Source organism: Allonocardiopsis opalescens (genome assembly GCF_003002095.1).
GTDB classification, from domain to species: domain Bacteria; phylum Actinomycetota; class Actinomycetes; order Streptosporangiales; family Streptosporangiaceae; genus Allonocardiopsis; species Allonocardiopsis opalescens.
This window is the reverse complement of the sequence record NZ_PVZC01000002.1, coordinates 1-12079: the sequence shown is the minus strand read 5'-3', so window position 1 is coordinate 12079 and position 12079 is coordinate 1. Positions and strand designations below refer to the sequence as shown.

The 12079-nt window shown below is 72.6% G+C and carries 13 protein-coding genes; 10 read left to right on the top strand and 3 right to left on the bottom strand.

What is annotated here, in order from left to right:
* Positions 1–3 precede the first annotated feature (3 nt).
* Positions 4–1767 (top strand): DEAD/DEAH box helicase, encoded by a 1764-nt coding sequence (locus CLV72_RS06760; protein WP_106241584.1) that lies wholly within the window; start codon positions 4–6, stop codon positions 1765–1767.
* 111 nt (positions 1768–1878) lie between these two features.
* Here the strand turns inward: CLV72_RS06760 and CLV72_RS06755 are convergent, their stop codons facing one another.
* Both CLV72_RS06755 and CLV72_RS06750 read right to left on the bottom strand, forming a co-directional pair.
* Positions 1879–2460, bottom strand: coding sequence for an isochorismatase family protein (locus tag CLV72_RS06755; protein ID WP_106241581.1), 582 nt, complete (start codon positions 2458–2460; stop codon positions 1879–1881).
* 103 nt (positions 2461–2563) lie between these two features.
* Positions 2564–3886, bottom strand: a complete 1323-nt coding sequence (locus tag CLV72_RS06750; RefSeq protein ID WP_106241577.1) for a nicotinate phosphoribosyltransferase — start codon at positions 3884–3886, stop codon at positions 2564–2566.
* Positions 3887–4090: 204 nt separating this feature from the next.
* Here CLV72_RS06750 and clpS point away from each other — a divergent pair, with 204 nt between their 5' ends.
* The 9 genes from clpS (at position 4091) to CLV72_RS06705 (ending at position 10034) form a co-directional block, all read left to right on the top strand.
* Positions 4091–4381, top strand: coding sequence for an ATP-dependent Clp protease adapter ClpS (gene clpS / locus CLV72_RS06745; RefSeq protein ID WP_106241574.1), 291 nt, complete (start codon positions 4091–4093; stop codon positions 4379–4381).
* A 22-nt stretch (positions 4382–4403) separates the two neighbouring features.
* A complete protein-coding gene (locus CLV72_RS06740; protein ID WP_106241571.1) occupies positions 4404–4949 on the top strand; it encodes a DUF2017 domain-containing protein in 546 nt (181 codons plus the stop codon).
* A gap of 65 nt (positions 4950–5014) precedes the next feature.
* Entirely contained in the window at positions 5015–5437 is a 423-nt protein-coding gene (locus CLV72_RS06735; protein ID WP_106241569.1) for a M67 family metallopeptidase, read from the top strand.
* A 95-nt stretch (positions 5438–5532) separates the two neighbouring features.
* Positions 5533–5826 carry a MoaD/ThiS family protein gene (locus CLV72_RS06730; RefSeq protein ID WP_106241566.1) on the top strand — a complete coding sequence of 98 codons (294 nt, stop codon included), beginning with the start codon at positions 5533–5535 and terminating at the stop codon, positions 5824–5826.
* 2 nt (positions 5827–5828) lie between these two features.
* Complete coding sequence (locus tag CLV72_RS06725) at positions 5829–6776, top strand: PLP-dependent cysteine synthase family protein (RefSeq protein ID WP_106241562.1); 948 nt, start codon at positions 5829–5831, stop codon at positions 6774–6776.
* Positions 6777–6938: 162 nt separating this feature from the next.
* Entirely contained in the window at positions 6939–7754 is an 816-nt protein-coding gene (locus tag CLV72_RS06720) for an acyl-CoA thioesterase (protein WP_106241558.1), read from the top strand.
* Positions 7755–7870: 116 nt separating this feature from the next.
* Entirely contained in the window at positions 7871–8641 is a 771-nt protein-coding gene (locus CLV72_RS06715) for an MBL fold metallo-hydrolase (protein WP_106241554.1), read from the top strand.
* Positions 8642–8700: 59 nt separating this feature from the next.
* The gene (gene rph / locus CLV72_RS06710; RefSeq protein ID WP_106241550.1) at positions 8701–9420 is read left to right on the top strand and encodes a ribonuclease PH; all 720 of its coding nucleotides are present in this window, start codon (positions 8701–8703) and stop codon (positions 9418–9420) included.
* Entirely contained in the window at positions 9417–10034 is a 618-nt protein-coding gene (locus CLV72_RS06705) for an XTP/dITP diphosphatase (RefSeq protein ID WP_106241547.1), read from the top strand. Before rph ends, CLV72_RS06705 begins: the two co-directional genes overlap by 4 nt.
* A gap of 33 nt (positions 10035–10067) precedes the next feature.
* Here CLV72_RS06705 and CLV72_RS06700 read toward each other — a convergent pair whose 3' ends face one another.
* Positions 10068–11348: an Nramp family divalent metal transporter gene (locus tag CLV72_RS06700; protein ID WP_245929957.1), complete on the bottom strand. Its 1281-nt coding sequence runs from the start codon at positions 11346–11348 to the stop codon at positions 10068–10070.
* Between the last annotated feature and the right edge of the window lie 731 nt (positions 11349–12079).

Sequence of the window (12079 nt, the reverse complement as noted above, 5' to 3'; positions counted from 1 at the left end):
ACCGTGAGTACCTTCGGCACCGCCCCGAGGCGGACCACCCCCGCCGGGTCCGCCGACCGCCTCCGCGGCCTGCGCGCCTGGCAGCGCGAGGCGTACCAGGAGTACACGCGCAACTCCCCGCGCGACTTCCTGGCGGTGGCCACCCCGGGCGCGGGCAAGACCACCTTCGCGCTCACCATCGCCGCCGAGCTGCTGGAGAACCGGGTGGTGGCGGCGATCACGGTGGTCACCCCCACCGAGCACCTCAAGCGGCAGTGGGCCGAGGCGGCGGCGCGCTTCGGCATCCGGATCAACCCGGAGTTCCGCAATGGCGAGGGCGCGCTGTCGCGCGAGTTCGTCGGCGCCGCCGTCACCTACGCCCAGGTCGCCGCGCACCCCGCCCTGCACCGCAACCGCACCGAGGTGCGCCGCACCCTGGTGATCTTCGACGAGATCCACCACGCGGGCGACGCCCTGTCCTGGGGCGAGGCCGCCCGCGAGGCCTTCGACCCCGCGGCGCGGCGGCTGGCCCTCACCGGCACCCCGTTCCGCTCCGACGTCAACCCGATCCCGTTCGTCAGCTACGTCCAGGGCCCCGACGGCGTGCGGCGCAGCCGGGCCGACTACAACTACGGCTACGCCCCGGCGCTGGCCGACGGCGTGGTCCGCCCGGTGCTCTTCCTCGCCTACTCCGGCGAGATGCGCTGGCGCACCCGCACCGGCGACGAACTCGCCGCCAGCCTCGGCGAACCGCTCACCCAGGACGCGCTCTCCCAGGCGTGGCGGGCCGCGCTCGACCCCAAGGGCGACTGGATCAAGCGGGTGCTGGCCGCCGCCGACCGCCGCCTCACCGAGGTGCGGCGCGGGATGCCCGAGGCGGGCGGCCTGGTCATCGCCACCGACCACGAGTCGGCCCGCGCCTACTCGCGGCTGCTGCGCGAGATCACCGGCAAGGGCGCCGTGGTGGTCCTGTCCGACGACCCCACCGCCAGCAAGAAGATCAAGACCTTCGCCGAGTCCCAGGACCGCTGGATGGTCGCGGTCCGGATGGTCTCCGAGGGCGTCGACGTCCCCCGGCTGGCCGTGGGCGTCTACGCCACCAGCACCAGCACCCCGCTGTTCTTCGCCCAGGCCATCGGCCGCTTCGTCCGCCGCACCAGCGCCCGCGGCGAGACCGCGTCGGTGTTCCTCCCGTCGGTGCCCACCCTGCTGGAGTACGCCGCCGAGATGGAGCGCGAGCGCGACCACGCGCTCGACCGGCCGATGCGCGAGGGCGACTTCACGCCTGAGGACGACCTCGTCCGCGAGGCGCGCAAGCGCAAGGACTCCGCCGACGTCGGCGAGGAGCTGCCCTTCGAGACCGTCGAGGCGTCGGCCACCTTCGACCGGGTGCTCTACGACGGCGGCGAGTTCGGCGGCGGCCTGCCCGACTCCCCCGACGAAGAGGACTTCCTCGGCCTGCCCGGCCTGCTGGAACCCGAGCAGGTCGCCACCCTGCTCCGCAAGCGCAAGGCCGAGCAGCAGGCCGCCTCCCGCCGCGGCAAGGCCGACGACAAGCCCGACCCCGCCGAGCAGTCGGCCATGGCCTTCGAGGCCGTCTCCGAACTCCGCAAGGAGCTGAACGGCCTCGTCGGCGCCTGGCACCACCGCACCGGCCAGCCGCACGGCGTCATCCACGCCGAACTGCGCCGCGCCTGCGGCGGCCCGCCCACCCCCCAGGCCACCGCCGCCCAGCTCCGCGAACGCATCGACACCCTGCGCCGCTGGGCCACCACCCGCCGAGGCTGAGCGGCGCCCGTGCCCCGGAACCGCTCAAGCGCCAATCGACCGCTTAGGTGGTTTGGCGCTTTATTAGCGCATTCTCTGGCGCTTTCGCCGCATGGCGGGTTCCCGGGCGGGCTACGCCGAGGTGACGACCGGGGTGCCGGTGAGGGCGACGCCGGCCTCGCGGAGTTCGGTGAGGGCGCGGTCGACCGTGGCGGGGGCGACGCCGGCGGTGAGGTCGAGCAGGACGCGGGTGTGCAGGCCGGCGCGGGCGGCGTCCAGGGCGGTGGCGCGCACGCAGTGGTCGGTGGCGATGCCGACGACGTCCACTGAGGTGACGCCGCGGGCGGTGAGCCAGTCGGCCAGCGGGGTGCCCGCGGCGTCGGTGCCCTCGAAGCCGCTGTAGGCGGCGGTGTACTCGCCCTTGTCGAAGACGGCGTCGAAGCGCCCGGTGTCCAGCCGCGGGTGGAAGTCCTCACCGCCGGAGCCGACGACGCAGTGCGGCGGCCAGCTGTCGACGTAGTCGGGGGTGGCCGAGAAGTGGGCGCCCGGGTCGATGTGGTGGTCGCGGGTGGCGACCACGTACCGGTAGCCCTCGCCGGCGGCGGCCAGGTGGGCGGAGACGGCCTCGGCCACCCCGGCGCCGCCGGCGACCGCCAGGCTGCCGCCCTCGCAGAAGTCGTTCTGCACGTCCACGACGATCAGCGCGGTGCTCATCGGCCTTCTCCCGTCGGTTCGCTTCGGTCGGATCCGTGCCCTTGCCCCTACCCGTGCCAACGCCGGGCGCCGGTCCGGTACTCCCCGGCGGCGCCGGCGCCGCTCACTCGAAGCAGGTCGGCAGGTCGGGTTCGCCCCGCGACAGCCGCAGGGCGGTCGGCGGCAGCTCCGCCAGAGTACGGGCGTGCCGCTCGCGGGCCGCCTGGACCGGCTCGTGCGCGACGACCTCGCCGCCGGCCACCAGCCGGCGCAGCAGCGGCCGGTCGTGCGGCCCTGGCACCGGCTCCTGGGTGGTGACCACCTCGGCCAGCGCCAGCCCTTCGGCCGAGCGGCGGCGCAGCGCCCACTTGCGCCCGCCCCGGCTCGGCTTGCCGACCGAGCGCTTGGCGACCGGACGCAGCCGGGGGTCGTCGCCGTCGGAGCGGGCCACCAGCTTGTACACCAGTGAGGCCGTGGGCGCGCCCGAGCCGGTGACCAGCGCGGTGCCCACGCCGTAGCCGTCGACCGGGGCGACGGCCAGCGCCGCGATGGAGAACTCGTCCAGGTCGCCGGTGACCACGATCCGGGTCTGGTGCGCGCCCAGGCCGTCGAGCAGGTTCCTGACCTCCTTGGCCATCGCCGCCAGGTCGCCGGAGTCGATGCGCACCGCGCCCAGCTCCGGGCCGGCCAGTTCGACGGCGGTGCGCACCGCCCGCAGGGTGTCGTAGGTGTCGACCAGCAGGGTGGTGCCGGTGCCGAGCGAGCCGAGCTGGGAGGCGAAGGCGTGCCGCTCGCTGTCGTGCAGCAGGGTGAAGGAGTGGGCGCTGGTGCCGGCCGTGGGCACCCCGTAGCTGCGGCCCGCCTCCAGGTTCGAGGTGGTGGCGAAGCCGGCGATGTAGGCGGCGCGGGCCGCCGCCACCGCCGAGCGCTCGTGGGTGCGGCGCGAGCCCATCTCGATCAGCGGCCTGCCGTCGGCGGCCAGCACCATCCGCGAGGCGGCCGAGGCGATCGCGCTGTCGTGGTTGTACACCGACAGCGCGAGGGTCTCCAACAGCACCGCCTCGGCGAAGCTGGCCTCCACCACCAGGATCGGCGACCCGGGGAAGTATGCCTCGCCCTCGGCGTAGCCCCACACGTCGCCGCTGAAGCGGTAGCCGGCCAGCCAGTCGAGTGTGACGTCGTTCACGATTCGGCGGTCGGCCAGGAAGTCGAGCTCGGCCTGGTCGAAGCGGAAGCGCTCCAGGTCGGCCAGGAAGCGCCCGACCCCGGCGACGATGCCGTAGCGGCGCCCCTCGGGCAGCCGCCGCGCGAACATCTCGAAGACCGACCGGTGCCCGGCCGCGCCGCTGGCCAGCGCGCCCTGCAGCATCGTCAGCTCGTACTGGTCGGTGAGCAGGGAGGTGGCCGCGCCCGGCCCGGGCACCGGGGGCGTCGGCGGAGGCGTCATAGCAGCCCACCCTAGACGCCTGGGAGGCGGAAACCCACGGCGCGGCACCGGGTCGCGCGGCCTGAAGCGGACCGCCTCCCTCGCGGTCCGAATCGCGCCGGGGCCGCCCGCGCCGTACGGTTGGAAGTGAGGGCGGCGGCGCGGCGGCGGCGCGGCGCCCGCGGGCCCGTTCCGGCACGCGACACCCGAAAGGACGAGCTACCGATGAGCACCGCGCCGGCCGAGCTGCGACGGCCGGAGTCCCACACAGACGTGCGGCCCGACGTGCCCTGGGTGACGATCGTGTGGAACGATCCGATCAACCTGATGTCCTACGTCACCTACGTGCTGCAGAAGGTCTTCGGCTACTCCAAGCGCAAGGCGGAGAAGCTGATGCTGGACGTGCACCACAAGGGGCGGGCCGTGGTCTCCAACGGCAGCCGCGAGGAGATGGAGCGCGACGTCGCGCTGCTGCACACCTACGGCCTGTGGGCCACCCTCCAGCAGGACAAGTAGCGGGCGGACGGGGAGCGGACGCGTGACACACGGATTCCGGCACACCCGGCGCGGCACGGTCACCGCCGAGCTGGACGCCGACGAGACCGAGCTGCTGCGGATGCTCATCGGCCAGCTGCTCGACCTCGTCGAACCGGTCGAGCACGACGACGAGCTGGCCGCGCTGGTCGGCATCGGCTCCAACACCTCGCCGCCCGAGGACCCCGCGCTGGCCCGGCTGCTGCCCGACGCCTACCGCGACGACCCCGAGGCGGCCGGCGACTTCCGCCGCTACACCGAGGACGACCTCCGCAAGCACAAGCGCACCACCGCCGCGGCGGTCCTGGACGCGCTGCCGCCCGGCGGCGGCACCGTCCAGTTCGGCGTGGACACCGCCCAGGAGTGGCTGACCACCCTCAACGACGTCCGGCTCGCGCTCGGCACCCGGCTGGACGTGGACGAGGACAGCTACGACCGGCTGCTCGACCTCTCCGCCGACGACCCCGAGGCGGCCGGCCTCCAGCTCTACCACTGGCTCACCGGCCTGCAGGAGTCGCTGGTCCAGGCGGTCATGCGGGCCGACCGCTGAGCGCGGCGGGGCCCGGCCCCGGCGCTGCCCGCATCTCCGGATTCCCTATCGATTAACCTGGTTCCATGCTCAGGATCGACCGCGCGATCTACGACGAGATCGTCGCCCACGCCCGCCGCGACCACCCCGACGAGGCCTGCGGTGTCGTGGCCGGCCCGGAGGGCTCCGACCGGCCGGAGCGCTTCATCCCGATGCTGAACGCCGCCCGTTCCCCCACCTTCTACGAGTTCGACTCCAAGGACCTGCTCCGGCTCTACCGGGAGATGGACGACCGCGGCGAGGAGCCCGTCGTGATCTACCACTCCCACACCGCCACCGAGGCATACCCCTCCCGCACGGACGTGTCCTACGCCTCCGAGCCCAAGGCCCACTACGTGCTCGTCTCCACCCGCGACCCCGACACCGTGGAGTTCCGCTCCTTCCGGATCGTGGACTCCGTCATCACCGAGGAAGAGGTCCAGGTGCTGGCGCCCGCCGCCTCGGAATGAACCCCGGGGCCGCCGCGTTGCCCCGATTGCCGCGCCCCCGGGGCGCGGCCGCACCACCGCACGCGTCCGATCCGCTCGCCCAACGGAGAACATCGATGGCCATCGAGGTCCGCATCCCGACGATCCTGCGCAACTACACCGACGGCGCCAAGGCGGTGCAGAGCACCGGGAGCACCCTCGGCGAACTCTTCGCCAACCTCGACTCCAGCCACCCCGGGATCGGCGGGCGGCTGGTCGAGGACGCCAAGCTGCGCCGCTTCGTGAACGTCTACCTCAACGACGAGGACGTGCGCTTCCTCGGCGGGCTCGACACCCCGGTGGCCGACGGCGACACGGTCACCGTGCTGCCGGCCGTCGCGGGCGGCGCCCCCGACGCCGCCCGGGTCTGAGCATGCGCTTCGACTCCCTGCTCGACTCTCTGGGGCACACCCCGCTCGTCGGGCTGCCCCGGCTGTCGCCCTCGCCGTCGGTGCGGCTGTGGGCCAAGCTGGAGGACCGCAACCCCACCGGCTCCATCAAGGACCGCACCGCCTTCTACATGGTGGAGCAGGCCGAGAAGGACGGGCTGCTGCGGCCGGGCGCGACCATCCTCGAACCCACCTCCGGCAACACCGGCATCTCGCTGGCCATGGTCGCCAAGCTGCGCGGCTACCGGCTGGTCTGCGTGATGCCGGAGAACACCTCCGCCGAGCGCACCCAGCTGCTGAAGATGTGGGGCGCCGAGATCGTCTACTCGCCGGCGGCGGGCGGCTCCAACGAGGCCGTGCGGGTGGCCAAGCGCATGGCCGGCGAGCAGCCCGACTGGGTGATGCTCTACCAGTACGGCAACCCCGCCAACGCCCGCGCCCACTACGAGACCACCGGCCCCGAGCTGCTGGCCGACCTGCCGGGCGTCACCCACTTCGTGGCGGGCCTGGGCACCACCGGCACCCTGATGGGCGTCGGCCGCTACCTGCGCGAGAACCGGCCCGGCGTCGCCATCGTCGCCGCCGAGCCCCGCTACGGCGAACTCGTCTACGGCCTGCGCAACCTCGACGAGGGCTTCGTGCCCGAGCTCTACGACGAGAGCGTGCTCACCACCCGCTTCTCGGTGCCCGCCGAGGCGGCGCTGCGCCGCACCCGCGAACTGCTGGCGGCCGAGGGGATCTTCGCCGGGATTTCCACCGGCGGCGCCCTGCACGCCGCACTGGGCGTCGCCGCCAAGGCGGTGCGCGACGGCGAGTCCGCCGAGATCGCCTTCGTGATCGCCGACGGCGGCTGGAAGTACCTGTCCACCGGCGCCTACGAGGGAAGCCTGGACGAGGCGGCCGACCGCCTCGACGGCCAGCTCTGGGCCTGAGCGCGCCCCCGCGCCGCGCCGCCGCCCGGGCCCCGACCCCGCCCGGGCGGCCGCGCCGCCCATCCCGGCCCGGAACGGGCCACTCTGTACCCCCGGCCCGAAACGGGCCACTCTGTACCCCCGGCCCGAAACGGGCCGAACCGTATTCGGTTCAATGGGCGCATGACGATGTTCGACGAAGCGACGACGGCCGTCCGCACGGAGGCCGGCCGCTACCGGGCCGAACTCAGCCCCAAGTACCGCATCGGCGACGCCCTCAACGGCGGCTACCTGATGGCCGTGCTGCTGTCGGCCGCGCGCCAGGAGACCGAGCACCCCCACCCCGTCTCCACCGCCGCGCACTTCCTGCGCGTCGCCACCCCCGGACCCGCCGAGATCGCGGTCACCACGCTCAAGTCCGGCCGCACCGTCACCGTGCTGCGCGCCGAACTGCTCCGCGACGGCCAGGTCACCACCACCGTCCAGGCCGTCTTCGCCGCGCTCGACCCCGACGCCAAACCCGAGCACGCCCCCGCCGCCCCCGAGCTGCCCCCCATCGACGGCTGCGTGCGGCTCGACCCGCGCGCCTCGCGCCACCCCTCCGACAGCTTCGTCTACAACATCGAGCTGCGCTTCAGCCCCGACAGCGTCCGCGCCCTCACCGAGGGCGCCGACCACCCGGAGCTGCGCGGCTACGTGAACCTCCCCGACCCCCGGCCCAACGACGGCCTGATGCTGGCGCTCGCCGTCGACGCGCTGCCGCCCGTCGTCAGCACCGTGCTCCCGCTCGCCTGGGCACCCACGGTCGAGCTGACCTGGCAGATGCGCAACGTGCCCGCCGACGGCCCGCTCGGCTTCACCGCCACCGCCCGCCAGATCGGCGACGGCTGGTTCGACGAGAACGTCGAGCTGTGGGACCCGGCCGGCCGGCTGGTCGCGCAGAGCCGCCAGCTCGCCCGCGTCGGACGCCCTCCAGCGCCGGTTGAAACCCGGATGTAACGCTTCTGACACGTGATGCTCACCATCGATGAGCTGGGCCACATCTCCCACCAAAGTCCGGTGGCGTGAGGTAGACCGGAGCGGAGGAACCCGCGTCGGCAAGGGGGCTCGATCCCGTGCGGCTCACCATCATCGGCTGTTCAGGCAGCTTCCCAGGTCCGGACGGCCCTGCGTCGTGCTACCTGGTGGAGGCCGCCGGCTTCCGGCTGCTGCTGGACCTGGGCAACGGCGCCCTCGGCGCCCTGCAGCGCCACATCGGCCTCTACGACGTCGACGCCGTCTACCTCAGCCACCTGCACGCCGACCACTGCCTCGACCTGTGCTCCTACTGGGTGGCCCGCACCTACGCGCCCGACGGCGCCAAGCCCCGCATCCCGGTCTACGGCCCCGTCGGCACCGCCGACCGGATGGCCCGCGCCTACGACCTCGACCTCGACCCCGGCATGCGCACCGCCTTCGAGTTCCGTGAGCTGCGGCCCGGCCGCTTCGACCTCGGCCCCTTCCGGACCGAGGTCGACCTGGTCAACCACCCGGTGGAGGCCTACGGCATCCGGCTGGAGCACGGCGGCGGCGCCATCGCCTACTCCGGCGACACCGGGCCGAGCGCCAATCTGGTCCGGCTGGCCAGAGGCGCCGACGTGCTGCTGTGCGAGGCGTCCTTCCTGGACGGCCCCGGCAACCCGCCCGACATGCACCTCACCGGCCGCGAGGCCGCCGAGCACGCCCGCGCGGCCGACGCCCGCCGGCTGGTGCTCACCCACCTGGTGCCGTGGGTCGACAGCAAGCGGGTGTACGACGAGGCCGTCGCCGCCTTCGACGGCCCGGTCGAGCTGGCCCGCAGCGGCGCCAGCTACGAGGCGCCCGAGAGCGCGGCGGCCGCGACCTGAACCGGGCCGCCGGCCGGGTCCTGGACCGCCGCGGCCGGCCGAGCGTTAGGCTCGACCCCATGCCGCGACCCGATCAACGTGCACCCGAACAGCTCCGCCCCGTGAAGATCACCCGGGGATGGCTGGACCACGCCGAGGGCTCCGTCCTGGTGGAGTTCGGCCGCACCCGCGTGCTCTGCGCGGCCAGCGTCGAGGAGAGCGTGCCCCGCTGGCGCAAGGGCAGCGGACTGGGCTGGGTGACCGCCGAGTACGCCATGCTGCCCCGGGCGACCAACACCCGCGGCGCCCGCGAGTCCGTCCGCGGCAAGATCGGCGGCCGCACCCACGAGATCTCCCGGCTGGTCGGCCGCTCGCTGCGCGCGGTCGTCGACTTCAAGGCGCTCGGCGAGAACACCATCACCCTGGACTGCGACGTCCTGCAGGCCGACGGCGGCACCCGCACCGCCGCCATCACCGGCGCCTACGTCGCGCTCGCCGACGCGGTCGGCTGGCTGCGCGAGCGCCGCTCGCTCAAGCGCGACCCGCTCACCGGCTCCGTCGCCGCCGTCAGCGTCGGGATCGTCGACGACGAGCCGCGCCTGGACCTCTGCTACGAAGAGGACGTCGCGGCCGGCACCGACATGAACGTGGTCGTCACCGGCACCGGCGACTTCGTCGAGGTGCAGGGCACCGCCGAGGGCGCCCCCTTCGACCGCGGCCTGCTCGACCGGCTGCTCGACCTCGCCGTGCTCGGCGGCGCCGAGCTGACCGAGCTGCAGCGCAAGGCGCTGGCCGGATGAGCGCACCCGCCGGCCGGCTGGTGCTGGCCACCCGCAACGCCCACAAGGTCGAGGAGCTGCGCCGGATCCTGGCGGGAGCGGGGCTGGAGTTCGAACTCCTGTCGCTGGACGCCTTCCCCGACGCCCCCGAGGTCGCCGAGACCGGCGCCACCTTCGCGGAGAACGCGCTGCTCAAGGCGCACGCCATCGCCGCGCACACCGGGCTGCCCGCGATCGCCGACGACTCCGGCCTGGCCGTCGACGCGCTCAACGGCATGCCCGGGGTGCTGTCGGCGCGCTGGGCGGGGCCCGGCCACGACGACCGCGCCAATCTCGAACTGCTGCTGTCCCAGGTCTCCGACGTGCCCGAGGAGCGGCGCGGCGCGCAGTTCGTCTGCGCGGCCGTACTGGCCCGTCCCGACGGAGCCGAGCGGGTGGTCGAGGGCGTGCTGAGCGGAAGCGTCACCACCGCGCCCCGGGGGAGCAACGGTTTCGGCTACGACCCCGTGTTCGTGCCCGAGGGGGAGTCGCGCACCACCGCGGAGCTGACGGCGGCCGAGAAGGACGCCATCAGCCACCGCGGTATCGCCTTCCGCGCGCTGGCGGCCGAGCTGCCGCGGCTGCTGGCCGCCTGACCGCGGCGCGAGCGATCCGCCGGCCGGCCCGGCCTAGAAGACGTCCTGGACGATGCCGGCCAGTTCGTTCACGCACACGATGATGAACAGCGCGGCCGCGATGCCCAGGCCCGTGTTGCTCACCCAGCGGTTGCGCCACTGCGGCGGAGTGCGCTTGGAGTTGAGCAGCCAGAGCAGGGTGAGCGCCAGGAACGGCATGAAGAAGGCGCCGAGCGCGGTGTACACCAGTGCCAGCTGGAACGGGCGCTCCAGGAAGAGCAGCACCATCGGCGGGAAGGTCAGCCAGAGCAGGTAGGCGCGGAACGGCGTGCTGCGCTCCCGCTCGTCCACGGTGAGGGTGCGCTTGCGCAGGTGGGCGACGTAGTCGGCGAACAGCAGGCTGACGCCGTGCCAGACGCCGAGCACCGAGCTGAACGAGGCGGCGAAGAAGCCGACCAGGAACAGCACCGAGATGAAGGGGTTGAAGCGCTCGGCCAGCACCGCGCCGAGGTCGAGCAGGCCCCGGTCACCGTCGCGGAGCGCGATATTGGCGTTGTGCAGCAGTTCGGCGCCGACGATGAGCATCGCGACGACGAAGATCCCGGTCATGATGTACGCGACCCGGTTGTCCCAGCGCATCATCCGGATCCAGGTGGCGTCCCGCCAGCCCTTGGCGTTCACCCAGTAGCCGTAGGCCGCCATGGTGATGGTGCCGCCGACGCCGCCGATCAGGCCCAGCGTGTACAGGAACGAGCCGTCCGGGAGGGTGGGGACGAGGCCGAGCAGGATGGACGGCACGTTCGGCGCCACCAGGAAGGCCAGCAGGACGACGGTGACGAACATGAGGCCGACCAGTGCCGTCATCGCCTTCTCGAACACGCCGTAGCGGTTCAGCCAGACGAAGGCCAGGCCGGCGACCCCGGCGAGGATGCCCCAGACGGTGACGCTGATCTGCGGGAAGAGCGCGTTGAGCGGGAGCGCCGTGGACGTCATGGCGGTGGCGCCGTAGACGAAGCCCCAGATGACGATGTAGGGCGCGAAGTACCAGGTCGTCCAGCGGCCCAGGCTGCGCCAGCCCTCGAAGATGGTGCGCCCGGTGGAGAGGTGCCAGCGCCCGGTCGCCTCGGCCAGCGAGATCTTGACCAGGCAGCCGACCACCGCCGCCCACAGCAGGGTGTACCCGAACCGGCTGCCGGCGAGGAGGGTGGCGACCAGGTCGCCGGCGCCCACGCCGGTCGCCGCCACCACGATGCCCGGACCGATCAGCCGCCAGCTCGGCCGCTGCTGATCGGTGGTGGTCGCCAACGGGACCTGCGGTTGTTCAGCGTCCGCCACGGCACACCTCTCACGCTCGGGGGTCGGAGTTGCCGCAAGCGTAATCGCGCGGTCACCAGGATCAATGGGCCGGAGACGACCGTTATCGAGCTGTGTGCACGATTCGGGCTCCAGCGGTCCCGGCAGCGGTCGAAGGGGGTTAGCATTGGTGTTCCGGCCAAGGGCCCACCCGATCGGTACGAGCGGAGGGGACCGGAAGGCCGGGAACGGAAGAAAACCAGGCGCGAGCACTCGCCTGCTCGGGTTAGACTGGTAGATGCCGGTATCGCGGATCGAACTCCCTGAGGGAGGGCGAGCGAGCCGAGCTTCGAGAGACGTACGAGCCCCGGAGACGACGACGAGACGGCATGGCCGTGTCGCGGTTTCCGGGAACGCCGATCCCGTTCGAACGATCACGGAAACGTGTCGTGCGTTGGGGTCGAACCAGCGGTGTAAATGGCACTCGCCGAATGCGCTACGCTGGTGAATGCCGGATGGAAAGGCTTGATCGGAAACGGTCGGGATCATTCCGAAAGGCAGCAGGGAGTGGCAGAGAAAGGCCCGGCGGTCGATTTGGCCAAAGGGAAAGGATCTGCTAAGGTTTAGAGCAGCAAGAAGCCCTGGAGGAAGGTTCCCGGTTCGGGGGGCTGGAGTCCGGTGTGGTGGTTGTGTTTTGAGAACTCAACAGTGTGCTAAAAGCCAGTGCATTTTGGTTGATGCTTTTGTATTGACCCTCGTGTAGAAGATCCGCA